Source organism: Denitrovibrio acetiphilus DSM 12809, from assembly GCF_000025725.1.
GTDB lineage: Bacteria > Chrysiogenota > Deferribacteres > Deferribacterales > Geovibrionaceae > Denitrovibrio > Denitrovibrio acetiphilus.
In genome coordinates, this window is sequence record NC_013943.1 from 3,138,117 (window position 1) to 3,164,029 (window position 25,913).

General features: G+C 44.1%; 25 protein-coding genes. 9 read left to right on the plus strand and 16 right to left on the minus strand.

From position 1 onward, the window contains the following. Nucleotides 1–39: 39 nt before the first annotated feature. A complete protein-coding gene (locus DACET_RS14845) occupies nt 40–1,026 on the minus strand; it encodes a beta/alpha barrel domain-containing protein (protein WP_013012176.1) in 987 nt (328 codons plus the stop codon). A 671-nt stretch (nt 1,027–1,697) separates the two neighbouring features. On the opposite strand from DACET_RS14845, the gene DACET_RS14850 reads away from it, so the two are divergent. From DACET_RS14850 to DACET_RS14860, 3 genes are read left to right on the plus strand one after another with little or no spacing between them, the layout of a single operon-like run. Next, entirely contained in the window at nt 1,698–2,597 is a 900-nt protein-coding gene (locus DACET_RS14850) for a PfkB family carbohydrate kinase (protein ID WP_013012177.1), read from the plus strand. Continuing rightward, a complete protein-coding gene (locus DACET_RS14855) occupies nt 2,578–4,707 on the plus strand; it encodes an HAD-IIB family hydrolase (RefSeq protein WP_013012178.1) in 2,130 nt (709 codons plus the stop codon). The genes DACET_RS14850 and DACET_RS14855 overlap by 20 nt, the downstream gene beginning before the upstream one ends. Then, on the plus strand, nt 4,691–7,051 hold the full coding sequence (locus tag DACET_RS14860; protein WP_013012179.1) for a sucrose synthase: 2,361 nt from the start codon (nt 4,691–4,693) through the stop codon (nt 7,049–7,051). The genes DACET_RS14855 and DACET_RS14860 overlap by 17 nt, the downstream gene beginning before the upstream one ends. Here the strand turns inward: DACET_RS14860 and DACET_RS14865 are convergent. Continuing rightward, entirely contained in the window at nt 7,048–8,556 is a 1,509-nt protein-coding gene (locus tag DACET_RS14865; protein WP_013012180.1) for a YifB family Mg chelatase-like AAA ATPase, read from the minus strand. The genes DACET_RS14860 and DACET_RS14865 overlap by 4 nt on opposite strands. Before the next feature lie 397 nt (nt 8,557–8,953). Next, nucleotides 8,954–9,076 carry a hypothetical protein gene (locus DACET_RS16700; RefSeq protein WP_283804958.1) on the minus strand — a complete coding sequence of 41 codons (123 nt, stop codon included), beginning with the start codon at nt 9,074–9,076 and terminating at the stop codon, nt 8,954–8,956. A gap of 30 nt (nt 9,077–9,106) precedes the next feature. Between DACET_RS16700 and DACET_RS16150 the strand changes: the two genes are divergently transcribed. Next, nucleotides 9,107–9,316: a hypothetical protein gene (locus tag DACET_RS16150; protein WP_148214201.1), complete on the plus strand. Its 210-nt coding sequence runs from the start codon at nt 9,107–9,109 to the stop codon at nt 9,314–9,316. A 61-nt stretch (nt 9,317–9,377) separates the two neighbouring features. On the opposite strand, the gene DACET_RS14870 is transcribed toward DACET_RS16150, so the two are convergent. After that, nucleotides 9,378–11,192, minus strand: coding sequence for an ATP-binding protein (locus DACET_RS14870; protein ID WP_013012181.1), 1,815 nt, complete (start codon nt 11,190–11,192; stop codon nt 9,378–9,380). A gap of 210 nt (nt 11,193–11,402) precedes the next feature. Between DACET_RS14870 and DACET_RS15840 the strand changes: the two genes are divergently transcribed. The 3 genes from DACET_RS15840 to DACET_RS14885 all read left to right on the plus strand — a co-directional run bounded on the left by DACET_RS15840 (nt 11,403) and on the right by DACET_RS14885 (nt 12,891). After that, nucleotides 11,403–11,804, plus strand: a complete 402-nt coding sequence (locus DACET_RS15840; RefSeq protein ID WP_013012182.1) for a hypothetical protein — start codon at nt 11,403–11,405, stop codon at nt 11,802–11,804. 93 nt (nt 11,805–11,897) lie between these two features. After that, nucleotides 11,898–12,101: an SHOCT domain-containing protein gene (locus DACET_RS14880; protein WP_013012183.1), complete on the plus strand. Its 204-nt coding sequence runs from the start codon at nt 11,898–11,900 to the stop codon at nt 12,099–12,101. Beyond that, nucleotides 12,058–12,891 carry a DUF3108 domain-containing protein gene (locus DACET_RS14885; RefSeq protein ID WP_013012184.1) on the plus strand — a complete coding sequence of 278 codons (834 nt, stop codon included), beginning with the start codon at nt 12,058–12,060 and terminating at the stop codon, nt 12,889–12,891. The genes DACET_RS14880 and DACET_RS14885 overlap by 44 nt, the downstream gene beginning before the upstream one ends. On the opposite strand, the gene sppA is transcribed toward DACET_RS14885, so the two are convergent. From sppA to pheA, 9 genes are all read right to left on the minus strand, one after another. Further along, the gene (gene sppA / locus DACET_RS14890; RefSeq protein WP_013012185.1) at nt 12,844–13,710 is read right to left on the minus strand and encodes a signal peptide peptidase SppA; all 867 of its coding nucleotides are present in this window, start codon (nt 13,708–13,710) and stop codon (nt 12,844–12,846) included. The two genes, DACET_RS14885 and sppA, sit on opposite strands and share 48 nt — an antisense overlap. A gap of 1 nt (nt 13,711) precedes the next feature. Further along, entirely contained in the window at nt 13,712–14,677 is a 966-nt protein-coding gene (locus tag DACET_RS14895; RefSeq protein WP_013012186.1) for a sodium:calcium antiporter, read from the minus strand. A gap of 34 nt (nt 14,678–14,711) precedes the next feature. Next, nucleotides 14,712–17,243: a bifunctional 4-hydroxy-3-methylbut-2-enyl diphosphate reductase/30S ribosomal protein S1 gene (locus DACET_RS14900; protein WP_013012187.1), complete on the minus strand. Its 2,532-nt coding sequence runs from the start codon at nt 17,241–17,243 to the stop codon at nt 14,712–14,714. Nucleotides 17,244–17,424: 181 nt separating this feature from the next. After that, nucleotides 17,425–18,072: a (d)CMP kinase gene (gene cmk, locus DACET_RS14905; protein ID WP_013012188.1), complete on the minus strand. Its 648-nt coding sequence runs from the start codon at nt 18,070–18,072 to the stop codon at nt 17,425–17,427. After that, nucleotides 18,073–19,353, minus strand: coding sequence for a 3-phosphoshikimate 1-carboxyvinyltransferase (aroA, locus tag DACET_RS14910; RefSeq protein ID WP_013012189.1), 1,281 nt, complete (start codon nt 19,351–19,353; stop codon nt 18,073–18,075). Next, nucleotides 19,350–20,177 (minus strand): prephenate dehydrogenase, encoded by an 828-nt coding sequence (locus DACET_RS14915; RefSeq protein WP_013012190.1) that lies wholly within the window; start codon nt 20,175–20,177, stop codon nt 19,350–19,352. Before DACET_RS14915 ends, aroA begins: the two co-directional genes overlap by 4 nt. Next, nucleotides 20,174–21,193, minus strand: coding sequence for a 3-deoxy-7-phosphoheptulonate synthase (gene aroF / locus DACET_RS14920; protein ID WP_013012191.1), 1,020 nt, complete (start codon nt 21,191–21,193; stop codon nt 20,174–20,176). The genes DACET_RS14915 and aroF overlap by 4 nt, the downstream gene beginning before the upstream one ends. Nucleotides 21,194–21,241: 48 nt before the next feature. Next, the gene (gene hisC, locus DACET_RS14925; RefSeq protein ID WP_013012192.1) at nt 21,242–22,333 is read right to left on the minus strand and encodes a histidinol-phosphate transaminase; all 1,092 of its coding nucleotides are present in this window, start codon (nt 22,331–22,333) and stop codon (nt 21,242–21,244) included. Continuing rightward, nucleotides 22,330–23,400, minus strand: a complete 1,071-nt coding sequence (pheA, locus tag DACET_RS14930) for a prephenate dehydratase (protein ID WP_013012193.1) — start codon at nt 23,398–23,400, stop codon at nt 22,330–22,332. Before pheA ends, hisC begins: the two co-directional genes overlap by 4 nt. A 279-nt stretch (nt 23,401–23,679) precedes the next feature. Here pheA and DACET_RS14935 point away from each other — a divergent pair, with 279 nt between their 5' ends. Beyond that, nucleotides 23,680–23,913 carry a hypothetical protein gene (locus tag DACET_RS14935; RefSeq protein WP_013012194.1) on the plus strand — a complete coding sequence of 78 codons (234 nt, stop codon included), beginning with the start codon at nt 23,680–23,682 and terminating at the stop codon, nt 23,911–23,913. 1 nt (nt 23,914) lies between these two features. Next, the gene (locus DACET_RS14940) at nt 23,915–24,148 is read left to right on the plus strand and encodes a hypothetical protein (RefSeq protein WP_013012195.1); all 234 of its coding nucleotides are present in this window, start codon (nt 23,915–23,917) and stop codon (nt 24,146–24,148) included. 85 nt (nt 24,149–24,233) lie between these two features. Here the strand turns inward: DACET_RS14940 and truA are convergent, their stop codons facing one another. From truA to tatA, 3 genes are read right to left on the minus strand one after another with little or no spacing between them, the layout of a single operon-like run. Continuing rightward, entirely contained in the window at nt 24,234–24,971 is a 738-nt protein-coding gene (truA, locus tag DACET_RS14945; RefSeq protein ID WP_013012196.1) for a tRNA pseudouridine(38-40) synthase TruA, read from the minus strand. Next, the gene (locus DACET_RS14950; protein WP_013012197.1) at nt 24,961–25,650 is read right to left on the minus strand and encodes an energy-coupling factor transporter transmembrane component T family protein; all 690 of its coding nucleotides are present in this window, start codon (nt 25,648–25,650) and stop codon (nt 24,961–24,963) included. Before DACET_RS14950 ends, truA begins: the two co-directional genes overlap by 11 nt. Before the next feature lie 7 nt (nt 25,651–25,657). Continuing rightward, nucleotides 25,658–25,873: a twin-arginine translocase TatA/TatE family subunit gene (gene tatA, locus DACET_RS14955; RefSeq protein ID WP_013012198.1), complete on the minus strand. Its 216-nt coding sequence runs from the start codon at nt 25,871–25,873 to the stop codon at nt 25,658–25,660. Between the last annotated feature and the right edge of the window lie 40 nt (nt 25,874–25,913).

Below are 25,913 nucleotides of genomic sequence, written 5' to 3' on the forward strand. Positions count from 1 at the left end.
TTTAGCCGAGTAGAGAAAGCCATAGCACAGAGCATGGTTCTATCCCATGTGGCTGTCGAGCTGAAATCTGTCGTGGGTAAGTGAATTAAAGTATAACAGATCAAAGTCCTTCTCTTTTGTACTTAAAAAGCCTTTCAGTTCGTGAAGAGTGTTGAATTGCCTGTCAAACATGTACTGTTCGAGCTCTTCGAGGCAGGTACGGATTATCTCCGGTCCGTTTTTGTAAATACTGGAAACCATTTGTACAGCACCCGCGCCTGCGATTATGTGCTGGATGATCTCTCTTGATGTGTGTATTCCCGTATTGCCGCATATTTCAATATCAACCTGTTCGGAAACAAGATGCACCCACCGCAGAACCTTAAATGTCTCTTCAGGTGAACTGTAGTAGCTCGCAGGTTCGCACTCAAAAGTATTTGTGTTTATGCCAAGTTCAAAAAGTCTTGAGAATAGTGTGACCCCTTTTGCCCCTTCTTCTTTCAGCATTTTAACAAGGTATGGAATCGAGCAGCAGTAAGGGGAAAGTTTGACAGAGAAAGGCAGGTCTGTGGTGTTTTTGACCGTATGTATTATCTGGAGCGTATCTTTATATATATCAGCAGGGGACTTTGCGCCGTGCAGAGAGAGCATGTTGATGTTCAGCTCAAGTGCGTCAGCTCCGGCGTTGGCGATTCTCTCCGGATACGTTTTCCACCATGCAGCTTTTTCGCAGCAGATGCTTGCTATTACGGGGATGTCAGTTGCCAGCTTTGCATCACGGATCAGCTGCAGGTATTCGGATATACCGTAAAGCATGCCTGCATCGCTCATGTCGTAGTAGTAGGCTTCGGGGTGGTAGTTGCAGCACTGAGCGGAGTCTTTCAGGTTTCGCACTTCCTGTTCAAAGAGTGACTTGAGCACCACTGCCGCTGCACCGTTGTCTGCCAAGGCTTTTATCTTCTCCGGAGTGTCTGTGAGAGTACTGCTCCCTACGATGACGGGATTTTTAAGTGTCAGCCCCATAAAGCTGGTTCGGATATCAGACATGGCAGTCCCCCTTACTCTGTGTTCTGCGAGTGTTGAAACATATTAGCTCCATTAGAAAATATAATACATAACAAAACAATACTGTGCAATGCAAAAATAGCCTGAGTTGACACAGTGTTTTATTATTGCTTGAACTTCTTTCCCGTTTTGTTAATAATAAAACATGTGTTCTGGTTGTTAATCGTTTTGTATAAGTAGTTTATATGCGGGCATGTGCTGGTGTGCTTCATAATATTGATGAATTAACTTAACTGTTATTTTCAATAAGGTTTATTCATAGTTACAAGATTAATGTTTAATTACAAAACGTATTGATCGTGAGTTCATTATATATATTAATAACAAAGACAATTATAGTGTTTTTATATCCTTCTGTGTAGCAGACGGTTTCTTATTTTTGCTGTGACTATTGGATAACTTAATCAGATCAATGTATATAAATAATGTATGATCGGTAATAAAAAAAAGCCGTAAAGAAAGGAATGTGAAATGGTGTATTTCGTAAATCAGTATCAGAGCTAAACCAGCCTTAGATAAAGCTTTAGGAGCGATTAACTGCAAAAGTTCACAGCTTCGACTGTCCAAGAGCAAAACCACTTACTTTAGGCATAGAATTTTATGAATAGGCAGTCTCACTGGATATTTTTTCTCCGTCATGCTATATTTTATGTATGAAATATCATGACAGAGAAATATTTGTTTTTGGTGAGGTGCTCTTTGACATATTCGATGGTGAGCGCAAACTCGGCGGAGCACCGTTCAACGTAGCTTATAATCTTCATATGCAAGGTCTTTTACCAAGGTTCATCTCCCGGGTGGGTGCAGATGAGCTGGGCAGTGATATCTTAAACTTTCTTAAAAGAAACGAAATGGCAGCAAACCTTGTGGGGGTGGACGACAGCCTTGACACAGGGCAGGTAATCGTTTCACTGAATGAAGGCGAGCCATCCTACGACATACGCAGGGATGTTGCCTATGATCACATCGAATGTGACGGGGTAGATTTCGCGGATACCTTTGTATATTACGGAACCCTTGCCAGCAGAAGCGAAAAGTCCCGCAACACCCTTTTTAACATCCTTAACTCAAAAGGTGTCAGGACATTTTATGATGTTAACCTTCGCAATGATAACTGGAGCATAGGGCTTGTTCGAGAACTGGCACATTATGCCGACAGTATAAAGCTGAATATCGATGAATTGAATATTGTCGCCGGTGCTGTCTGCCCCAACGAAACCACAGAGGGGAAGTGCAGAGGACTGATGAAAGCGTTTGACATCAGCGAAGTTTATGTAACCTGCGGTTCAGAAGGTGCTCTTCTCGTTGACAGAAATGGCATGATACTCAGTGAAGAATATCCTGTGAAGCACCTGAAAGATACTGTGGGAGCCGGCGATGCGTTCAGCTCTGTAATAATAAAGGCTATACTGAGCGGACAGGACAGGCTGACAGCTTTAAATACTGCGGCATATTATGCAGCACGTATATGTTCACTGCATGGTGCATTGACGGAAAATAAAGAATTTTATTCAGGTATAAAGGAGGATATAGATGCTGTCTTCAAAAAATGATGGGCTTTATGTAATGCTGATAAGTGTGCACGGGCTTATCAGGTGGGAAGAACCGGAGCTTGGGCGTGATTCCGACACGGGCGGGCAGGTCAAATATGTTCTGGAGCTGCTGGATAATCTTGCCAAGCATGAAAAAGTTGAAAGGGCAGAGCTGATCACCAGGCAGGTTTTTGACAGAAAGGTCAGTGCTGACTACTCTGTAAAGGTCGAAAAGACTGATTCAGGCGGGATACTCTCACGTATTCCTTTCGGACCGAACAGATATCTAAGAAAAGAAAGGCTCTGGCCGTATCTGGACACCCTTGTCGAAAATATATTGAGGCACATAAAGAAAATCGGACGTGTTCCGGACGTTATACATGCGCACTATGCCGATGCCGGATATGTCGGCTCGCAGCTTTCGCATTATATAGGAGTCCCTCTGATCTTTACAGGGCACTCGCTGGGGAATGACAAGATACGAACACTCCTTGAAAAAGGGATGACATACGAGGAAGCGGAAAAGCTCTATAATATCACACGCAGAATAAAAGCGGAGGAGACGGCGCTTCGTTTTGCAAAAGCGGTGATAACCAGCACACGACACGAAGCAAAAACACAGTATGCAGACTATCGCAATTACAGACCGAAAAAGATACATGTTATGCCTCCCGGCGTTTATCTGGATAAGTTCTTTAAATACAAAGGTAATATAAAAAAGCTAAGTGTTTATGAGAAAGTGACCCGTTTTCTGGATAAGCCTGAAAAGCCACTTATCTTGTCACTCTCCCGGGCTGATGATAAAAAGAATATAACAACTTTGCTAGATGCATACGGGCAGAATGATGAGCTTCAGAAGGCTGCTAATATGCTTGTCGTTGCAGGGAACAGAGAAGACATAAACACTATGCCTGCGGGTGCGAAGAAAGTGCTGACAGACATGCTGGTGAAGATTGATAAATATAACCTGTACGGCAAAATCGCATACCCGAAAACACACCACTCGGAACAGGTAGTGGAGTTTTATCAGCTTGCGCAGGGGCTGAAGGGTGTTTTTGTTAACCCTGCACTGGTAGAACCTTTCGGGCTGACGATTTTAGAGGCGACAGCTTCAGGTCTTCCTGTTGTGGCGACTAACGACGGAGGTCCGACGGAGATACTGAAGAACTGCAAAAACGGACTGCTGGTTGACCCGACGGATTCGGATGCGATGGGGCAGGCTATTTTAACCGCTGTGACAGACTCCAAGCTGAACAAACAGTGGGCGGCGTCAGGCGTTGCAAATATCAACAAGTTCTACACATGGAAAGGTCATGTGGGGAAATACATAAAACTTGTTGAAAGGATCAAGAACAAAGACAGAAAAGGATATTATACTATGAAGAGTGCAAGCAGGATCACCGGAGTGAACAGGCTTCTGGTTACCGACATTGACAATACACTTCTCGGCTCTGAAGAGGCACTGGAACGTTTCAAAGAATTTTATAGCGAAAACAGCGGAAAGTTTGTTTTCTGTGTCGCCACAGGGCGGCATCTTAACAGTGCTAAGGAGGTTCTGAAAGAGAACGGTGTGCCTACGCCGGATATATTTATAACCTCTGTGGGGAGTGAGATTTATTATACCAGCGAACTGAAACGGGACAGCCTGTGGTCTGACCACATCGGTGTTGACTGGAAACCGAATGAGATAAAAAAACTGATGAAGGATATTGTGGGTGTTACCCCCCAGCCTGTGAACGGTATGAGGGATTTCAAGATTTCTTATTTCTATGACGAGCAGAAATTTATGGGGACAAGAAGACTCACCCGTATTTTTCAGGATGCAGATATAAAAGCGAAAATAATTATTTCCCATAACCAGTATCTCGACATTCTGCCTGTCCGTGCATCTAAGGGGCTGGCGGTTAAGGCTGTTGCCTTCCGGTGGGACATACCGTTTGAGAATATCCTTGTGGCGGGAGATTCAGGAAATGACACAGATATGCTGAACGGCTCCATATCAGGAGTTGTTGTTGGTAATTACAGCGAGGAGCTTGAAAAGCTCAAAGGGCGGGAAAATGTCTTCTTCAGCGAGGAAGAGTATGCAGACGGAATACTTGACGGAGTAAAACACTATGAATTTATCAAATAAAGAACTTGAAGGATTGGATGAGATCATATCAGACCATAGAGAAGATTTTTGTCCTTTTCTTGGCAGGATAGAGGAGGAGGACAAGCAGTTCTTTCTCAGCTCAGAAATGAAGGAGATGTATGCAGGGGATACAGTGCCGGATTTTATCGCATCACTTCAGGAAGCGGTGAAGATGCCGGGGCAGATATATTTCGCTACAAGAGCTTCAATAGGCGAATGGGCGTTTGTTACAGTTTTTACTGATACCCTTGATTATATGGAAGTTTCTCCAACGGAATATCAGGAGGCGAAAGAGAAGACTGTTCTGGGCGAGAATGCTGCATGGATGCCCAGCGTTGACCTGAAGCCGTTTAACAGGGATTTTCCAAAGCCTTCCAGTGCAGATTTTATCGGTAAAGGGGTTGAGTTCCTGAACAGGCATCAGTCCAGCCGTATTTTTATGAACCCTGAAAAGGGGCTTAAGCAGCTTTTGGATTTCCTCCGTGTGCACAAATATGACGGCAGACAGTTAATGCTCAACAATCGTATAGACAGTGTGGATAAGTTGAAAAAAGCGCTGAAAAAGGCGCAGGCTCTCCTTAAGAATAAAAGTGATGAAACAGAGTGGGAAGAGGTTGAGTCTGATATGGCGCACCTCGGGTTTGAGCCCGGATGGGGTAAGAAGCTTGGCTATGTAAAAGAGTTTCTGGCTCTTCTGTCGGATATACTCGCTGCCCCCGAGCCTGTTGTGCTGGAGAAGTTTCTCGACAGGATACCTATGATCTTTTCGCTGGTTGTTCTTTCCCCTCATGGTTTTTTTGGTCAGGCAGGTGTGTTCGGCAAACCAGATACAGGCGGACAGGTCGTTTATATCCTTGATCAGGTCAAGGCTCTGGAGCATGAGCTGAAAAGTAGACTTGATGAAAAGGGGCTGGACATTACTCCGAAAATACTCGTAGTGACAAGGCTTATCCCAGAAGCTGAGGGTACAAACTGTGATATGGAAGAAGAGCTTATAAGAGGCACAGATAATTGCCACATTGTGCGTGTTCCTTTCAGGGATGAGAGTGGAGAAGTGGTTCGTCAGTGGATATCCAGATTTCGTATATGGCCTTACCTTGAGCGGTTTTCGACGGAGGCACAGAATATTATTCTTTCAAAGCTTCAGGGGAACCCCGACCTTATCATAGGCAACTACTCTGACGGAAACCTTGTTGCTTCCCTTATCGCACAAAGGCTTGGGGTTACGCAGTGCACAATCGCCCATGCTCTGGAGAAAACGAAATATCTTTATTCTGATCTATACTGGCAGGATAATAACGATAAATACCATTTTGCATGTCAATACACCGCTGACCTTATAAGTATGAATTATTCTGACTTTATAATTACCTCAACATATCAGGAGATAGCCGGAACAAACGACAGCGTCGGTCAGTATGAAAGTTATATGAACTACACACTGCCCGGACTTTACAGAGTGGTGAACGGGATAGATGTTTTTGATCCGAAATTTAATGTGGTCTCCCCCGGCGCTGCTCCGGATATATTTTTCAGCTACAAAAGTAAGGACAGATTTCCCGAGCATATTGAAGAGATAGAATCAATTCTTTTCGAAGATAATCTGGAAGGGAGCAGAGGCAGCCTTGCCGACCCTGATAAACCGCTGATATTTACTATGGCACGCCTTGATAAGATCAAAAACCTGACAGGGCTTGTGCGCTGGTTCGGCGAGAATGAAGAACTTAGAAAAACAGCCAACCTGCTTGTTATCGGCGGCTTTGTGGATGAATCCCTGAGCAGTGACGATGAAGAACGTGAGCAGATACGCATTATGCATAGTGTCATTGACGAGCTTGGTCTTGATGGGAGCGTCCGCTGGGTGGGAGCACACCTCGGCAAAAGGATGACTGGTGAGTTTTATCGCTATGTTGCAGACAGAAAAGGTGTTTTTGTCCAGCCTGCTCTTTTTGAGGCATTCGGACTTACTATCATAGAGGCTATGAGTTCCGGTTTGCCAGTATTCGCAACGGTTTACGGTGGACCGTCAGAGATAATCGAAGACGGTAAATCAGGCTTTACACTTGACCCGAATAAAGGTGATGAGTGTGCCGAAAAGCTCCTTGAGTTCATACAGAAATGTCAGTCTGACCCCGGGCACTGGATAAAGATATCAGATAATGCCCTTAAGAGGGTTGAGGAACGTTATAACTGGCCGCTGTATGCTAAGCGGCTGATGACTTTCGCAAGGGTTTACGGCTTCTGGAAGTTTGTCACAAACCTTGAGCGTGAAGAGACAGTCAGGTATCTTGAGATGCTCTACGGTATGGTTTATCGAAGGCTTGCCGACCCGAAAGAGTATTAATCTGTAAGCATACGGTACTGAAGAGATTCGAGAAGGTGCTTTGGCTGGATGTCTGCGGCATCTTCCAGATCTGCAATAGTTCTGGAGGTCTTCAGCAGTTTGGAATAGGCACGGGCAGACAGAGAATATTTTTTCGCTGCTGTTTCTATGATCTTTTGCCCCTGTGCGTCAAGTTTGCAGTGTTTTTTCAGCTCCTTTTCAGTTAGTCTGCTGTTGAAAACACCTGAACGGGCATTTTGGATTTCGTGTGCCTTTTTTACCCGCTCTCTTATATTTTCTGATGATTCGCCGTCAGACATACTTGAAAGGTCTTTGATATCAACAGAGTGGACTTCCACGTGAAGATCAATCCTGTCCATCAGGGGGCCGGAGAGTCTTGACCGGTATTTTTGTATTTGTGACTGGGTGCATGTGCACTCTTTATTTTTATCGCCTAGGTATCCGCAGGGGCATGGGTTCGCTGCCGCTGCCAGCATAAATTTTGCAGGGTAGGTAACAGTCCTTGCAGCTCTTGCTATGGTCACTTCGCCGTCTTCAAGAGGCTGACGCAGTGTTTCAAGCACTCCCCTGCTGAATTCCAGGAATTCATCGAGAAAGAGCACGCCGTTGGTGGCAAGGCTGACCTGCCCAGGTGTTGCTTTGGATGTACCGCCTATGAGGGCGACGTTGCTGCTCGTGTGGTGTGGTGCGAAAAAAGGGCGAGTGCTTTTCAGGTCTTTAGAGTTTCTTACAAGACCCGCCACGGAATGAATCTTTGTGGTTTCGATTGCTTCATCAAGTGACATGTCTGGCATTATGCCGGGCAGTCTGCGGGCAATCATCGTTTTTCCGCTTCCCGGTGCACCAATCATGAGCAGGTTGTGCATGCCCGCTGCTGCTATCTCCGCACAGCGTCTTGCCACAAGCTGACCTTTAACTTCTGCGAAATTTTCTTTGTAAAAGCTATTTTTCTTGAAAAGTTCTTTAATATCAACTTTATGAGGAGTGTAGCTGTCTGGTTCATTTATAAAATGCAGGACATTGTCCAGCGTTTCAAAAGGGTAGACCTCTATGCCGCTGACTATTGCGGCTTCATCAGCATTTTGTTTGGGCACTGCTATCTTTTTGAAACCGGCACCTTTAGCGCATAATGTTATAGACAGTATGCCGTTGACACCGCGCAGGCGTCCGTCCAGAGAAAGTTCGCCTGCGAATAGCACATCCTGAGCAGATCCAGTGAGGCATCCACCGGAAAGGGCAAGCCCCACGGCAACGGGCAGATCAAAATATGTTCCGTCCTTTTTAAAGTCGGCAGGGGCTAGGTTGATCGTTATAGGTTTTGCAAAGACGTTTATATTAATATTTTTCAAAGCGGCACGCACTCTGTCACGGCTCTCCCTGACGGCGGCATCAGCCAGTCCGACCATGCTGAAAGAGGGGAGCCCCATAGAGCCGATATCTGTTTCAACCTCTACCAACTCCGCATCAATACCATTTACATGTGCGCTGAAAACTTTGGAAAACATTTATATGTCCAGTGTGTTTTTTTTGATTATAGATTAATGGGAATGATTTGTAAATCAGCCCTTTTCAGTTTGTTTATTTGTGTGAAGAATATTTATGATAAATGTAAAAAAAACTATTGCAGAAAAATCTATGAGCGCAATATTAGATATAAGGCTGCGGAAGAGAGAAGGAAGATTCTAAAGATTTCAGAGAACGAGAATTTGAGCCGCAGCAGGAGACGAGTCCAATGGGTTTTGAAGAAGAATCGGAATTGTTTCAGTGAAAAGCCCTTCAGTAAAGTTACTGTGGGGCTTTTCCATTTTATGCGGTCGAAGACAGAACACCACGCATTTCTGCGTGTATTAATAAGATAATAATAACTTTAGAGCTTATAAGTCATTGTGAGGAATGCAATGGCTAAGTAATCTCAGGATTAACTAACGAGTCCAGAAACTGCCACAGCCCTGCGGGCTTCGCAGTGACATATTTTGCATATGTTCTAGCTGTAACAACGAATTTGTAAATTCGTGTGTTAAGCATGTGCGAAGCAATAAAACCACGGGCTTACCAGTGGGAATCTATGTGGTCGAAGACAGAACACCACGCATTTCTGCGTGTATTAATGAGATAATAATAACTTTAGAGCTTATAAGTCATTGCGAGAAATGTAATGACGAAGCAATCTCAGGATTAACTAACGAGTCCAGAGACTGCCACAGCCCTGCGGGCTTCGCAGTGACATATTTTGAATATGTTCTAGCTGTGACAACGAAGTTGTAACTTCGTACGCTAAGCATGTGCGAAGCAATAGAACCAAGGATTTCCCTGGGGAATCTATGACCTATTGCGGATGGGTGCAGAGAGTAAGCTTTATGTAAAAAATGACGCCGTCCCCGGTGTTTTCAAACCACATCTTCCCCCCCATATTTTCTATTATCTGTTTCGACATATAAAGACCAATCCCAACCCCTTTACTTTCTGATTTCGTGCTGAAATATGGTTCAAAAATTCTCGGTGCGACATTTTCGGGTATCCCTCCTCCGTTGTCCCTGATAGATATGAGCGTTTCAGTGTCGTTGTGGTTGTTGATGTTTACCTCTATCAGCTTATCTTTTGTATTGTCTATTTCGTCCATAGCATCCATTGCGTTTTTAATAATGTTAAGTATTACATGTTTAAACTCGTTAGGGTATCCGTGAACACAATAGCTTGTGCAGCAGTCGAATGGATCCGTGTCTTTTTTTATGAGTCCATCAAGATCTTTCCCCATGCAGCCAAGGTGCAGTCTTATGCTGTGGTTTCTGAGCTGAGGAAACATCATTGTGGCTACATCATTTATTGTTTTGCATACCTTAAAGCATTCAGAGCTCTTGTCAGGTTTGAAAAAGTTACTGAAGTCATTAATGGTGTCAGACATCTGCATAATGATTTCCATTGCTCCATGGGTGTCGTTGCGGAGGACATCTTCTGTGAGAGAGTTTGTTTCATATGCGTCTTCAATGTCCTGTATGATGAGCCCTACAGCGTTCAGAGGCTGTCTCCACTGGTGTGCAATAGCACCTATCATATCCCCCATGGATGCAAGCTTAGACTGCTGCATAAGGAGTCTTTCGTTTTCCAGCCGACGCGTTGTTTCTGCTGTAATTTCATTTTCGAGGTCTTTGTTAGCGTGCTGGAGAGCTTCTTTAGCTTTTGTAAGTTCTTTGTTGAGTGCGAGAAGCTTTTTGTTATATTTAGATGTTAAAATGAATTTTCCTGCAATTACTGCTATTACGAGAAGGAAGCCGATGACTATTTTAATGATGAATCTATAATCGTGGCTTTTTTGATAATTTATTGATATCCACTTGTTCAGTATTCTGTGTCTTTCTTCTTTGCCGATGCTGCTCAGAGCTTTTTCCATTATGCCTAGAAGCAGAGGGTCATCTTTTATAACGCCTATCTTAAGTTCGAAGCCGAATTTTGCATCACCTGTAATTTTAAGGTTCAGAAGTCCCATCTGGCGGATATTATAAGACATTTCAAGCAATGATCCGGTAGTTGCAAAAGCCTTCCCTCTGCTGACCATCCTAAGTGCTTCCTTGATATTTGGTGCATATATACGGTTTATGTCCGGATGTTCGGAACGGATTATTTCATCCACCATATACCCTTCGACGATGACAAGTGTTTTTCCGCGCAGGTCACCCATGCCGTTTATAAATTTGTCCCTCTCTCTGGTCACAAAGACAGAAGGGGAGCTTATGTATGACTTGGTAAAATTAAGGTACTTGTCCCTCTCGGGAGTTTTGTTTAGTATTGACAACAGGTCACACTTTCCGGCTTTTGCATTTGCAATAGTTTCCGACCATGTTGATGTGTGTAAAATGTTGTATTTCAGTCCTGTCAGGTGGCTGATGATTTTATGGTAATCCGCAGCTATGCCTATATAGTCGCCGTTATCTTCAAATTTTTCGTATGGCATCCAGTTAGGATCAGTACACAGAATCAATTCTTTTTTCTTTTTAATATATTCGATTTCTTCTGTGGTTAGCTGTACTTCACTGTTCGGCATGTCTATATGCAGATAAATGTCATGATCAGTTTCGTTTGAGTATGATGAAGAGTAAAAAACGAATACAACAACAAGAGTAAAGATTATTCTGCAAATTATCATAGAGTGATTATAGCTCTTATTTTATTTCTTCGCATTAAAATCAGAAATACTGTGCAAAATATTCACTATGATCTGTAATAATTACACAGTCTATTATTACAGAACTTCAGTCATGGTGTTGGTAATAAAAGGTATTTGCGTCAAAGTCTTTTTTGGCACAGGTTGTGCATATGTATAAGCATAACGAAATAGAAAACGGAGGAAAGTATAATGAAAAGAACAGCAGCAATTATCGCAATAGTGGCTCTTACAGCAGTATCAGCAATGGCTTATCAAGGTGGATTCAGAGGACAGGGCGGCGGTTCATATGGCGGTCACGGATACGGAATGATGGGCGGCGGTTTCGGCGGCATGGGTGCAGGAGCACCGTGTTACGGTCTGAATGGTCAGCCGGCTAATCCTGTAGACGATGCAGGGGCTAAAACTATTGTTCAGGATTATCTTGATGCGAACCTCAAAGGTTTTACAATAGCTGATATAGTTAAGTTTGAAACACCAAGAGGCGGCATGTACACAGTTGAAGTAAAAGACAATAACGGGAACCTTTTTGTTTTTCGTGTAAATCCTTTTGGAAGACTTATGGGACCAATCCCAGCTAAAACAGTCAAGTAACAGACATCAATCCCCCCTGATGTAACATTTAAGCCGGAGATTTCTCCGGCTTTTTTTGTTGAAATATGCTATACAGGTTTTGAGGAGTTAACTATGCATGGCTTACACTATCCGGCTGGCGGACTTACAGGGCTTATGATATTGATTGTCCTTATAATAGTTGCTTACAGGATTATTAAAGGGAACCCTTCAGAGAAGCCAGACAAAACCGCCAGAGAGATTCTTGACGAACGCTACGCCAGAGGCGAAATAGATGCGCAGCAGTATAAAGAACAAAAGAAAAATATTTCAGAATAAATTCTGCCTGACGGTCATAGTTTTGTCTATGATCAGCCTGAACATCGCTTATGCAGAATCATTAAAGGTTTGTTACGAGGCATCCCTGCTGTTTAAAGTAGGTGAGTCGTGTATTGAGTATCAGTTGTCTGAAGGTGACATACTTAAGCTGGAAAGCAAACAGCACACGACCGGGATTGTAGATGCCGCAAGCCACCTTGAGCAGAGGGTTACTGCGGACATAGCTCTAAACCCGCTGGTCAGCAGATATCTGTACTTTTACGAAAAAAATAAACGCAAGAGCATGACACACCATTATATGTTTCAGGAAAGGCTGATCTATTCCGGCAACAGTTTTCGTTACAAAGACCACAGATACAAAAACGCCAGAAAAACTTTTGACAAAGAAGGCGTTTTAGACCCTGCCGCTGCTGTTATGTATTTTCAGCTGAATATGAACGCAGGCGAAGGAAGCCTTAAGACATTTTTCGAAGGGAAATACATCGACATTACTTACAGTGAGGAAGGTCATGAAGAGATAACGTTTAATGGTGAGAAATACGGATGTTCGGTCATAGATTTTGTAGTGCCTGTTTCGACCTCAAGCCTTGTCACCCCCACTGGGGTATGGCGCATTTATATTGATGACGAAACCGGAATCATCATGAGGCTGGAGCTTAAGTTTCCTCTCGGGAGTGCGAAGCTCAAACCTGTTTCGATAACAGGTGACATGGAAATCCTTAAAAAGTATATCGCCCGACCATCAAAGACCGGGCTTATAAATGTAGTAGAATCCACCGTTCGGGATTAATTCTGACCTGAGAACAGCTGCTTTGGTGAAAAGCTGGCTTAGCAGTGACTCGTCTTTATCATACAGCTCTTTAACTTCGAGATCCTGTATGCCCAGCTCATTTTTCATATCCACAACGGCTTCTTCTCTGGTGCCTATTTTGTCTATAAGTTTTAACTCAACAGCCTGACGTCCGCTGAATACACGTCCGTCTGCAAGGTCTCTTAATTTGTCTTCGCTGATGCTGCGTCTTTTAAGTACGTCACGGAGGAATTGTTCATAAAATTCACTTATCATTGCCTGCATATATTCTTTTTCAGAGTATGAAAGGTCTCTTGTAGGTGAGGGTACATCTTTAAGCTTTCCGCTTTTGAAAACGACACTTTTGATACCTATCTTGCTCATAAGCTCTTCAACATTTGAATACTGCATTATAACGCCGATGCTGCCTGTAGTGGTGCTTTCAAGAGCATAAACCTCGTCCGCTGCAACAGCTATATAATATCCGCCGGACGCTGCGACTGATTCCATGACTGCATACACGGGCTTTTTCATCTTCATTATACGGTTATAGATAACCTGCGTTGGTGCAATCACTCCCCCAGGGGAGTTTATCTCAAGGATAATTCCTTTTACTTTTTCGTTTGCATCCAGTTTTTTCAGCTTTTTGTCCAGGTCTTTTGTGTCAATAATGACACCTTCAAGGCGGAGGACAGCTATGCTGTTAGACATTATAACGTCTTCGCCCTCTCCGGACATAACGACAATTATGCGGAGAACCACTGCGATTACAACAACTACTATTATTGCTTTAGAAAGAAATTTAAGGATTTTTTTCATATTATCTCACCATATATAAATAAACGCTGTACACCATGTAGAGTACCACTAATGAGTACGAATGGAAAGCAACGCCAAAGATTCTGATGCGGAAGTTTCGCTCTCTGATTCCTATTATCGGTATAAGAATAGCTATTGTGGCGAAAATTGCGGCGACAATGTGCCCTTTTGCCACATAATTAAATATCGGTCCTTTGACATATATAATATCTGCAACTGGTATGATTGCCATGTTGAAGAGGTTGGAACCGAAAAGGTTCCCCATAGCCATGTTTACTGAGCCGACTCTGATTGCCCCATAACATGCGGCGACCTCCGGCAGAGATGTTACTACCGCCAGAAAGAATGACCCGACAAAGCTGTCACCCAGCCCCGTCTGGAAAGCGATGGCATCTGCCGTTTTGCTCATCAGTAGCCCAGCAAATACTATGGCAAGAGCCGCGATGCCCATTCTCCACGAGACACCTGCAAGAGTCATGTCCGTATCATCGTCATCATCGTCATCTTTTTCAAGCACCTTATAGGAGATATAGGATGAATAAAGAAAGAGTACGATGATGATAAGTGTTACAACAGATATCGGTCCGATATATATTTTGATGTAAAAACCGAGCACAGAAAGAACTGTGACTAAACATGCATATAAAGCTGTCAGGATGTTTGATTCACTGATTCCATCATAAACGTCAGTTTTGCGGAACACTGCATCCAGAAGAAATATAGTAAACATGTTAAACATGTTGGATCCGTAAACGTTGCCAAATGCAAGGTTTGGCGAGTCTACCAATGTCAGCGCGCCGATTGTGGAGATAAGCTCCGGCAAAGAGGTGAATAAAGCCAGAAGCGTTATGCCTATGAAGCTTCTGCCAAGACCAGTAACGGCGGCCAGAGCATCACCATACTCTGATAGTTTTACTCCGGCGCCGACTACAATCGCTGCAGATAGCGTAAAAAGGATATAATCCAATTAACTATCCCTATAAAGATGTGCTAATGCACAATTATTCTACGTCCAGTTTGCCTTTAAGGATGTTTCCGAGGCTGAATGTACTGTCATCAGACTGAGCGAGTTTTTTGAGGTATTCTTTAACCTCACGTTTCTCGGAGTCCTGCATGTATCTTCTGATCGAGAGGAGGATTTTCTTCTCTCTCGCATCATTGCGGAAAACAACAGCTTTGATAGTATCGCCTACAGCGAATTTATCTGTTGGGTCAACTTTTTCAACATCAAGTTCGTTATCAGGTATGAAACCGATGAGATCTCTTGGGAGTTCGACTTCAAGACCTTCTTTGGAGACAGCGAGTACTTTGACTTCTACAACTTTTCCGTTCGGCAGAAGTTTCCCTATCTCTCTCCATGGGTTTGTTTCAAGCTGTTTAACGCCGAGGCTGATTCTCTCTTTTTCTGCATCGATCTTGAGAACTTTTGCTTCAATTTCGTCCCCTTCTTTGTAAAGTTCGTCAAGGTTTTCAGGTTCGTCTGTCCAGCTTATGTCTTTCTTACGAATGAGACCGTCCAGAAATTCGCCGAAGTCAACGAAAATACCGAAATCTGTGATTGATTTGATAGTACCTTTGATGGCAGAGCCTTCAGGGTGTTTGGTTTTCAGTGTTACCCATGGGTTTTCCTGAATTGACTTAAGGGAGACAATAAGTTTTTTCTTTTCATCGTCGATACCGATGATTTTACCTTCGACAGCGTCCTTAGGTTCGATAGCGATGCGTGCGTTTTTAAGCCATGAAATTTCTTCCAGAGGGATAAAGCCGTCTATACCTTGCTCGATCTCCATTACAAAGCCTTTGTTTTTTCTGGCTACAACAGTACCTGCGACAGTTCCGCCTTCAGGATATTTGTCGTATGCGGAATCCCATGGGTCTTCCTGCATTTGTTTGAGTCCGACTTCGAGTTTTTCTTCTTCGAAATCGATGTTGAGGATTTTAACTTCGAGTTCGTCGCCCTCTTCGATGTATTGGTTAGGGTGTTTCACAACGCCCCATGCTATATTGTTTTTGCGGAGAAAGCCGTCAACAGCACCAAAGTTCATGAATGCACCGTAATGTTTGATGGTTTTGACGGAACCTTTGAGGATTTGCCCCTCTTCTATCTGACTGAAGAATTCTTTCTTCTCTTTTTCTATGGACTGGATCATCTGAAGCTTTCTGGAAGCAAGAAATGACCTCTGTTTTTTATTTGCTTTAAGAACTTTGACTTCATAAATGTTGCCCACATATTCTTGCGGCTCCATAGTGCTGTTTTTGAAGTCTATGTGGTTTTCAGGGATGAAACACTCGATTTCTCCGCACTTACCTGTGAAGCCTTTGTCCACAACAGAAGTAACTTTGATCTCTACCGGTGTTTCCTCTTCAAGCGCTTTTTCCACTTCGATCCAGTCTGCTTCTTTTTCGATAGCTTTTCTGGATAGCTTAACATAACCGCCGCCGCCTGCTATGCCGAGGAAGAGAACATCTACTTCGTCACCGACTTTGATAGTTATTTCGCCATCTTTCATGAATTCTGCGCTGGGCACAACACCTTCTGTTTTGAAGCCGATGTTAACGAGTACATCGTTTTCATTTATTTGTGCCACTGTTCCCTGCACGATAGAGTTTTTCTCCGGCTGCTGGAAAGACTCCTCAAGCATAGCCTCGAAATCTTCCATCTGCATGTTGTCTCCATCGTTGTTGTTAATACTACTCATACTGACCTCTTTTAAAAATTCTATAACTTCTTCTACCAGATAACCGGGGGTACTGGCTCCAGCTGTGATGCCAACCTTCCGGCAACCGTCGAATATTTCTTTTTTCAGTTCTTCTTTCGTTTCTATATGATGTGTGTTAGCACATATATTTTTACATATTTCATACAGACGGGTTGTGTTTCCACTGTTTCTCCCGCCGATTACAACCATGATATCAACTTTTTTAGCTAAATCAATAGCAGAAGCCTGTCTTAGGCTGGTGGCATTACAGATTGTATTTTTAATAATAAGCTTGTCACACTTAGTTTTAAGTATTTCTGCTATTTTGTCAAATGATTCCGAGTTTTGAGTTGTCTGAGCCACAAGAGCATAGCAGTTTTCGTCGGGCAGAACGCTTGCCTCCCCGACATCAGAGACGATAACATATCTGGAATCAATAAAGCTGACAATGCTTTTCACTTCCGGATGATTCTTCTCACCGTAGACAACAACGACAGCACCTTCGTTACCAAGTTTTTTTGCACTGTTCTGAGCTTTTTTTACAAAAGGGCAGGTGGCATCCACGACATTGACTTTACGGCTGGCAAGAGTGGCGTAGGTTTCTTTTGTAACACCGTGGGATCTGACCACGACTGTATTGTCTTCGTTGACCTCTTCAGGGTTATAGCACACTCCGATACCGTTTTCGGCAAATTTACTTACTATCTGCGGATTATGGATGATGGGCCCCAGGGTATAGACTCCGGTAAACTGTTTAGACGTGTCTTCAACGAGACTGACTGCTCTTTCCACTCCGAAACAGAACCCGGCGTGGTCAGCTATGAAAATTTCCACTATTGCTCCTGCCATAAAAATATGGGCAACCGAATTGTTTTAGAAGAGATTATGTGACATAATTTCCACCGCCCCTCTTCAGGCAGGACTATTCACCTGCGTTCAGGCATAAAGTTTCCGCAGAGCATAAAACAGCACTGCTGTAACTTAAAGCAATCAGAACCTGAGCGGTTAGAACAAATCAGTTAGTTGTCTTAGCGGCTATTATTGATATAACTTCTTCTATTGTCAAGTGGGTTGTGTCGATTTCAATGGCATCGTCAGCTTTTTTGAGGGGTGCGTGCTCTCTTTCGGAGTCCTTGCGGTCTCTTTCGTCTATTTCACGCACAAGTTCATTTATGCTCATTTCGATACCTTGCGCTTCATAATCTTTCATCCTGCGTTTTGCACGTTCGAGAGAAGAAGCAGAGAGGTAAAATTTATAATCAGCATTGGGAAAGACGCAGGTTCCTATGTCTCTGCCGTCCATAATAACGGAATCTGTTTCTGACATTTGCCGGAGCTGGTTTGTGACGGCTTCTCTTATCTCCGGCATGGCGGCGACGCTGCTTACAGCTTCCGCAACCTGCGGTGTACGGATCTTTCCGCTTACATTTTCTGTTTTGTCATTTATGGTGAGGTTAAGGGAGCCGTCTTTGCTGAACGCCATTTTCGCATTGCGCACAGTTCGGATCAGCTCTTCATCTGACATCTTATGTGTCAGTTTTATGTATGCACAGGTTCTGTAGAGAGCACCGGAATCAAGGAAAGTAATGCCGAGTCTTTTGGCTACTTCTTTGCTGACTGTGCTTTTTCCGCTTCCTGCGGGGCCGTCCACTGCGATTATCATTTACTGCTCCAGGCTTTCAAATGTTTCTATGAAGGTCGGGAATGATACATCCACACACTGCATATCGTCAACAGTGATGTTCCCGCCAAATCTTTTCGCAAGCATGATTGCTATCATAGCCATTCTGTGGTCATCGAAAGCCTTAAGCTCTGCTTTGTCATTTACTGATTTGATAGGGTAAACTTTCATGCCGTCTTCGTATTCTTCAACCTCTGCGCCAAGCTGGCGAAGGTTGTATAATGTTGCCTCTATCCTGTCTGACTCCTTAACGCGGAGTTCTTTTGCATTTCTTATCGTAACCGGAGAGTTAGCGAACAGTCCGAGCGTTGCCACCATAGGCAGTTCGTCTATCATATTTGCGACTATGTCGCCGTCTATGGTGCATCCTTCAAAGGACTGGGATTTGATGCAGATATCGCCGAGTTTCTCTGCCCCGCCACGTTCACTGTCTATTTCGTATTTTACACCCATTTGTGTGAGAACATTCAGCATCCCGCTCCTTGTAGGGTTAAGACCGACATTTTCAAGTATCAGCTCAGAGTTGTCGAACATTAAAGTTCCACCTAGGAAAAAAGCAGCGGATGAAAAATCTCCAGGAACGACGACATCAATGCTGCGAAGGTCAGCAGCCCCTTCAACAGATATCTTAAGACCATCAACAGTAAGATTTGCACCGAGTGCAGAGAGCATTATTTCTGTATGGTTTCTGGTGACAGCCTTCTCCGTATATGTTGTAACCCCTTCTGTCTGCACACCAGCAAGCAGGATTGCACTTTTTACCTGTGCACTTTTTGTTGAGGCTGTAAGTTCAACAGGGTTTGTTACAGACGGGAGGATAGTGAGGGGGAGTTTGCTCCCGTTGTCTCTGGCCGCAAATTTCGCACCCATCTCTGTCAGGGGGAGTATGACCCTGTCCATGGGGCGTTTACGCATAGAGTTGTCTCCGGTGAGCACGTAATATTTATTAGTAGGGGCGAAAACACCAGTGAGGAGTCTCGCTGAGGTACCGGAGTTCATACAGTCGATAACATCTGACGGTTCTTTGAAATTCTGATATCCGTCTGATGTAATTACGAAACCATTAACAGTCTCTTCGAACTGAACTCCGACAGCCCGCATGGCAGCCATTGTTGCTTTCGTGTCTGCTGAAAGAAGCGGATCTATGACGCGCCCACGCCCTTTTGCCATGGAGAGGAGCATGAACGATCTGTGACTGATGGATTTATCAGAAGGGACTCTGACAGTCCCCTTTATGCTTTTAACTTTTTTAAATTTCTTCATGAAAGTCTTCTCCTGAGTTCTGCTGCATGCTCTATCATCTGGTACATTGCTTTTTCGTCCGAGTTCTGTATGGCATTTTTCCAGCGTTCCATCTCTGCAATGTAGCTGTCTATGAGATCGATCATGTTTTTGTCGTTTTCAAGAAAGATGTCTGTCCACATCCTCGGGTCGCTTGCGGCTATCCGTGAGAAATCCTTAAAACCAGCGCCGGTATAGTTGAGAGCGTCTATGTCTACAGCGGAGACTGTCTGAACCATAGCGAAGGCTGTTATGTGAGGCAGATGGCTCACCAGACCAAATGTTCTGTCGTGTTGTTCCGGTTCCATTATGGTTACTTTCATTCCGGCAGCTTCATGAAGTTCCCGCAGAGCCTGCGTGTCGAACTCCGGTGAAAGAGGTGTTAATATGTGGTATGCACCTTTGAAAAGTCCGGCTTCTGCGTTAGTAAAACCAGACACCTCTTTGCCTGCGATCGGGTGACCTCCGCAGAAGGTTATTCCCGCCTGTTTTGCTGCACCTGCGACATCAGCTTTGGTGCTGCTGGCATCGGTAACGGGCTTTGTGAACTTTCTTCTGCCAAGTTCTGTTATAAACTCACATGCCGACCTAACAGGCAGGCATATGTATAGCAGGTCGAAATCCAGAGACAAGAGCTCGTCTATATCGTCTGTGGCATATTCGAAAAGCCCGGTTTTAACAGCCTTTGCGAGAGTGTCAGTATTCAGGTCATATGCAGAGAGCTTGACGCCTCTTTCGGCGAAAGAGAGGGCGAGTGAACCGCCTATCAGTCCCAGCCCTGCAAATGCTATATGTTTGAACATCATTTGTTCAGAGTCTTACCTATGGTTTGTGCGATAATGTCTATACGCTTCATAAGGATGTCGAAATCATCAGGAAGTATGGACTGATCACCGTCACTCATAGCCTCTTCGGGGCAGTTGTGTACTTCTACGATAATACCGTCAGCGCCAGCGGCAACAGCCGCCTGTGACATCGGCAGAATACAGTCTCTGCGTCCTGTGCCGTGGCTTGGGTCTGCAACTACTGGGAGGTGGGTCAGGCTTTTCAGAACAGGTATGGCGGACAGGTCGAGAGTGTTTCTTGTCTCTGTCTCGAATGTTCTGATACCCCTTTCACAAAGTATAATTTCGTTATTTCCGCCTGCTGCCACATACTCAGCAGCCATAAGCAGTTCTTTCATTGTGGCGCAGAGTCCGCGTTTCAGCATGACAGGTTTTCTGAGTTCGCCAAGATCACGCAGAAGTCTGAAGTTCTGCATGTTTCTTGCACCTATCTGTATAATGTCGGTGTATTTACATATAAGGTCTATGTCTCTCGGATCCATAAGCTCAGTTATGACGAGCATTCCGTGAGCATCAGCAGCCTCACGCAGATATTTAAGCCCTTCTTCTCCGAGTCCCTGAAAGGCGTATGGAGATGTTCTAGGTTTGAAAGCTCCGCCGCGGAGTATCTTTGCTCCCGCTTTGCTGGCACGCCCTGCTATTTCAAATAACATGTCCCGACCTTCAACAGAGCACGGACCAGCCATTACTACAACGTTACCACCGCCCAGTTTGATGCCTTTGACATCTATTACTGTGTCTTCCTTGCGGAAGTCTTTACTCACGAGCTTATAAGGTTTGACGATAGGGACGACCTTTTCCACGCCGGGGAAAGATGATAGTGGCTTGTCTCGCAGAGTTGATTCGTCACCGATAGCGCCCATGATAGTTGTTTCCACACCCTCAGACAGGTGTACTTTAAAACCATAGCTCTCCAGTTTTTTCTGGACGTTTGCGATATTTTCTTTCTCTGTACCTTTTTTAAATACAATAATCATTTAGTGATCCTTAAATTGCCCGCCTGAAAAAGCAGGATTCTGATGCCCTTAGAGGACTTCTTTCAGTTTTTCAATAAATATTGCGTTCTCTTCCATTGTTCCGATTGAAACACGGATCCACTCAGCGAGTCCTGAGCCGAAGAAACGTACAATTACTCCCTGTTTAAGAAGGTTGTCAAATACCTTTTCGCCGTTGCCGACATTAACAAGGATGAAATTTGCCTGAGTAGGCACATACTTAAGACCGAGCTTTTCGAATTCGCTGTAGAGGAATTCTTTTCCTCTCTGGTTTTCTGCAAGAACAGCTTTCAGGTGAGTTTGGTCTTTTATAGCAGCTTCGGCAGCGACCTGCGCAGCCATATTAGTATTAAAAGGCTGGCGAACACGGTTCATCATGTCGATAGCCTCTTCACAGGCTATTACAAACCCTGCACGCAGAGCTGCCAGCCCGTATGCTTTGGAGAATGTTCTCATGAGGAACATGTTTTTATATTTGTCCAGCATCTTCAGAGTGTCAGGGAAATCAGGTGCATCGGCGTATTCGATATATGCCTCATCCATGACAACTATTACATCCTCAGGAACTTTCTGCATAAATGCCTCAAGCTCTTCCGCAGTGAAATATTCGCCTGTGGGGTTGTTAGGATTAGCGAGGAATACCATGCGTGTTTTATCAGTTATGGCGTTAGCCAGAGCCTCAAAGTCGCATTTGAATGCATCATTAACAGGAACCCATTTGCAGGATTTACCCGCTGCCTGGGATATTATCCCATAGACAGAGAAAGATGGCGAAGGGCTGAGAACACATTCGTCTTCTGCTAGAAATGTGCGTATAGCAAGTTCTATTATTTCGTTAGAGCCTGTGCCGAAAAGGAGTCTGTCGCCGGATATGCCGTAGTGCTCGGAAACAGCTTTACGAAGATAAAATGCGTCACCCAGAGGGTATCTGGATATCTCCGGCATAAATTCGTTAAGCGCTGCGATAACCTTTGGCGAACAGCCGAGAGGGTTTTCGTTGGATGCGAGTTTTACAGAGTTCGTAACTCCCAGTTCACGTTCCAGCTCTTTTACCGGTTTACCTGGTTTGTAAGGTGTCAACGCTGAAATACTTTGACCTGCGAGTTTAGAGTAATCTATCATTTTTCCCCCTTAGGATATGAACCGAGAACTTTAACAAATGCAGTATGCTCTATCAGTTCGTTCAGGGCTTCTGCAATCGGTTCGTCGTCTTTATGTCCGTCCAGATCAACGAAAAACACGTATTCCCACGCTTTTTGACGTGATGGACGGGATTCTATTTTAGTCATATTAATATTTTTTCTGGCAAATATAGAAAGAACTTCGTAAAGAGAGCCGGCTTTATGGGCGGCAGCAAATACTATAGATGTTTTGTCGTTGCCGGTGGGAAGAGGTTCAAAGTCTCCTATAATAAGGAAACGTGTGTAATTGCTGGAGTTGTCCTCTATGCTTCTTTCCACAAAGCGCAGCGAGTATTTAAGCACTGCCATTTCGCTTGCGATAGCTGCCGTAGAATCGTCACGGGATGCCATCTCTGCTGCTTTTGCAGTGGATTCAACCTCTTGGACAGGGATGTTCGGGCAGTTTTCTGCAAGCCATTTCCGACACTGACCAATGGCCTGAATATGGGAGTATATGTGTTTGATATCCCCAATGTCGCCGGATCTGTTCATCAGGTTATGTGTGACTTCAAGGAATATCTCACCGCTTATTTTTAGGTGGCTGGTTACAAAGGTGTCCAGCGTGTGGTTTACCACCCCTTCCAGCGAGTTCTCCACAGGGACTATCCCAAACCCCATGCGACCCCTTTCCACATTATCGAAAACTTCTGGAATAGTACGCACAGGCACAAGCTCTGCGGAAAGTCCGAATTGTTTCAACGCTGCTAGGTTTGTGAAGGTTCCCTCAGGACCGAGGTAGCCGACCTTTTGCACTTCCTCAAGAGAGAGGGAGGCGGATATTATTTCGCGAAAGACAGCCTTAAGTGCATCATTTGGGAAGGGACCGCTATTTATGCTTGTAAGTCTTTCGAATATCTTTTTCTCTCTGGATGGCACATAAAGAGGAGCACCTTCGGCTTTTTTTATTTCGCCGATGGACATAGCCTCTTTTGCACGCTTGTTGAGGAGTTCCAGTATCTCTTTGTCGATGGTATCGATATTTATTCTGTGAGTATCTAGTTCTTTCATGAACGATAAGATATCAAAGAAATCACCCACTGGCAAGCAGTACAGTTGCTCTCCAGCGAAAAAAGTTTAATGTCACATCGATTCGATAATTATATTAGATTTAGTTTATGTCTATAACTAAAGGTGCAGTTTATTAGGGTGAGATTCTATCCGTAATAAGGCATAAGCAGCTTTTGTCAGAGGTGTTGTTTTATGCATTACAGAAAAAAATTATCCACTGCATGTTGACATTATTTAAGAAGATAATTATAATCCTATTATCAGGCTGAGGTTGGTTTTATGAGAGACAAAGCACTGGCAATGCTCAAGAGAAAGATTTATCTGGCAGACATATGCGATGAGCTCACCTGCGAAGAAGAGGCTGAGCTTGCAGAGCTGGACAAAGATTTTGAAAATATAAAATCCGCCCTTAACGAAGACGACAAGAATTGGCTCTATGATGGATTTGCAGTCTGGTATGACAAATTTATGGACATGGAAACAAAGATGTTCATAAAACCGAGAGGAGGCTGATATGAAAGAGAAAGCTCTTGAAATGCGAAAGGAAATACTCCCCATGAAAGATGTTTATGAACAGCTTACACTTGACGAAAGAGAAGAGCTTGCGCTGAAACAGGAAGAGCACGACAAGCTTTATGCCCGGCTCTCCGATGCTGATAAAAGCTGGTATGAAGACAACTTTGCAGCTTGGTATACAAGGTATCTTGAGGTAGAAACCAAGATATTCATTAAACCCTGCGAAGGCTAAACATAAAACACAGACGGCTTGATCTGTTTCAGGCAGGTGAGAGCTTGACGACAGTTGTGCATCTCCGTGAGACTTGAAATGCCGTTTAATAATAAACTTTTTTTAGGTAAAGCCCTGCGGCGTGTGCTGTGGGGCCCGCTTTTGACCGGTCTCTCCCTTCGATGGCCTCTTTTATGTACTCATCTCCGTAACCCTTACGCAAAGCTTCCACCACTGTTCCGGCTATTATTCTTACCATGTTGTGCAGAAACCCGTTACCGTTTATCTCTATGCAGATAACCTTGTCTTCCCTGTAGCATCTTATGTTGTTGATTCTTCTGACATTGTTCTCACGCAGGCTCGTTTGTACGCAGAATGAAGTGAAGTCGTGTTCGCCTTCGAAATATTTCAGCAGTTCACACATCCTTTTATAGTTAAGCTCGTCTTTAACCCACCATGTCCGCCCCGCAAGCATTGCAGAACGCACCCTCGAAGGAAAAATCCTGTACAGGTAAGTTTTGCTGACAGCGTTAAGCTGGGCGTGAAAATCTTCAGGGACGTCTTCAACAGAACTGATAGAAATATCTTCCGGCAGCATACTGTTAAGTCCCATGTGGACATTTTCAGGGGGGATATATCTTTCGGTTCTGAAGTTTGCGACCTGTCCCAGTGCGTGCACACCGGAATCTGTTCTGCCGGAGCCTATCACTGTAACTTTGGTTTTATACATTTTGCTCAGTGCCTTATGGAGTTCTTCCTGTACGGTGCGTCCGTTCGGCTGAACCTGCCATCCGGCAAAGTCTGTGCCGACGTATTCTACTATTAGCTTTTTATTATACAGCATAGACTATCACGCAAGCGACAGATAAAAGCGCTGCCAGCCCTTCGGCGGTTCTGATGCGGGGGAGTGGGGGAGTGTCGTATTTGCCGGCAAGTACATCATCGGCAACAACAGCAGATTGATGTGTGACCCCTTCTGCCACGGGTTTTATGTATAGTTCAGGTTTCAGCAGGGCTTTGAACGGCATGTTTCTGTACTCAGGCATATTTTTAATGTGTCTGGCTGTGTCTCGTGACTGGGCAATGAAGACAGGTATGAATTCCATAGCAACCATGAGGACAGTTTTCAGGTTAATGGCATGTTTCCCCCGAAAAGGGTACATTATTACCGCCACCAGTGTTTTCGGGTCTGTTGTCAGAGTCAGGAGTATTGAGAACATAATTATCAGTGCAAACCTGTAAGTGAGACTGATAGAAAGTTCCACCCCGCCGCCAAAAATAAGGTTTATGAGAAAAGTTGATATAAGTATAAGCGCAAAAGGTTTAACTTTCTTTATAATCTGCTTTGTATCAGCTTTAGTCAGGGCAGCAATCCCAAAAAATAAAAAAGTAAAAAACAAATAAGAGATGAAATCGGCGGAGACCGCAGCTCCCTGTATTACAGCCAGGAAGATAACCAGTCTGACAGCGGGATGTATCTGTTGTATATAATGCCCCGCAGGGGCGTATCCGCCGCCGTCCATATCAGGCTTACGCCTCTTTATTGTTTTCTTCGCTCTCTGTGAGTTTTTTCTTATCTTCTTCCGGTGTGATGTCTACTGCTTCTTCTGCGTCTTTTGCCGCTTTTTTAAAGTTCTTGATAGCTTTGCCCATTCCCTCGCCAATCTGCGGGAGTTTGCCTGCACCGAAGAGTACAACAGCTATAAGAAGAATAATGATGATTTCCTGTGATCCAAGACCAAACATGGTAACCTCCGTAAGCTATCCTGAGACAGCTTGATTTACT

What these genes read in the sequence shown, in the direction of transcription:
- DACET_RS14845 (WP_013012176.1), bottom strand. Translation starts at nt 1,026, where the DNA reads ATGTCTGATATCCGAACCAGCTTTATGGGGCTGACACTTAAAAATCCC.
- DACET_RS14850 (WP_013012177.1), top strand. Translation starts at nt 1,698, where the DNA reads ATGAAATATCATGACAGAGAAATATTTGTTTTTGGTGAGGTGCTCTTT.
- DACET_RS14855 (WP_013012178.1), top strand. Translation starts at nt 2,578, where the DNA reads ATGCTGTCTTCAAAAAATGATGGGCTTTATGTAATGCTGATAAGTGTG.
- DACET_RS14860 (WP_013012179.1), top strand. Translation starts at nt 4,691, where the DNA reads ATGAATTTATCAAATAAAGAACTTGAAGGATTGGATGAGATCATATCA.
- DACET_RS14865 (WP_013012180.1), bottom strand. Translation starts at nt 8,556, where the DNA reads ATGTTTTCCAAAGTTTTCAGCGCACATGTAAATGGTATTGATGCGGAG.
- DACET_RS16700 (WP_283804958.1), bottom strand. Translation starts at nt 9,076, where the DNA reads ATGCTTAACACACGAATTTACAAATTCGTTGTTACAGCTAGAACATAT.
- DACET_RS14870 (WP_013012181.1), bottom strand. Translation starts at nt 11,192, where the DNA reads ATGATAATTTGCAGAATAATCTTTACTCTTGTTGTTGTATTCGTTTTT.
- DACET_RS15840 (WP_013012182.1), top strand. Translation starts at nt 11,403, where the DNA reads ATGAAAAGAACAGCAGCAATTATCGCAATAGTGGCTCTTACAGCAGTA.
- DACET_RS14880 (WP_013012183.1), top strand. Translation starts at nt 11,898, where the DNA reads ATGCATGGCTTACACTATCCGGCTGGCGGACTTACAGGGCTTATGATA.
- DACET_RS14885 (WP_013012184.1), top strand. Translation starts at nt 12,058, where the DNA reads ATGCGCAGCAGTATAAAGAACAAAAGAAAAATATTTCAGAATAAATTC.
- sppA (WP_013012185.1), bottom strand. Translation starts at nt 13,710, where the DNA reads ATGAAAAAAATCCTTAAATTTCTTTCTAAAGCAATAATAGTAGTTGTT.
- cmk (WP_013012188.1), bottom strand. Translation starts at nt 18,072, where the DNA reads ATGATAATCGCAGTGGACGGCCCCGCAGGAAGCGGAAAAAGCACAGTC.
- aroA (WP_013012189.1), bottom strand. Translation starts at nt 19,353, where the DNA reads ATGAAGAAATTTAAAAAAGTTAAAAGCATAAAGGGGACTGTCAGAGTC.
- DACET_RS14915 (WP_013012190.1), bottom strand. Translation starts at nt 20,177, where the DNA reads ATGATGTTCAAACATATAGCATTTGCAGGGCTGGGACTGATAGGCGGT.
- aroF (WP_013012191.1), bottom strand. Translation starts at nt 21,193, where the DNA reads ATGATTATTGTATTTAAAAAAGGTACAGAGAAAGAAAATATCGCAAAC.
- hisC (WP_013012192.1), bottom strand. Translation starts at nt 22,333, where the DNA reads ATGATAGATTACTCTAAACTCGCAGGTCAAAGTATTTCAGCGTTGACA.
- pheA (WP_013012193.1), bottom strand. Translation starts at nt 23,400, where the DNA reads ATGAAAGAACTAGATACTCACAGAATAAATATCGATACCATCGACAAA.
- DACET_RS14935 (WP_013012194.1), top strand. Translation starts at nt 23,680, where the DNA reads ATGAGAGACAAAGCACTGGCAATGCTCAAGAGAAAGATTTATCTGGCA.
- DACET_RS14940 (WP_013012195.1), top strand. Translation starts at nt 23,915, where the DNA reads ATGAAAGAGAAAGCTCTTGAAATGCGAAAGGAAATACTCCCCATGAAA.
- truA (WP_013012196.1), bottom strand. Translation starts at nt 24,971, where the DNA reads ATGCTGTATAATAAAAAGCTAATAGTAGAATACGTCGGCACAGACTTT.
- DACET_RS14950 (WP_013012197.1), bottom strand. Translation starts at nt 25,650, where the DNA reads ATGGACGGCGGCGGATACGCCCCTGCGGGGCATTATATACAACAGATA.
- tatA (WP_013012198.1), bottom strand. Translation starts at nt 25,873, where the DNA reads ATGTTTGGTCTTGGATCACAGGAAATCATCATTATTCTTCTTATAGCT.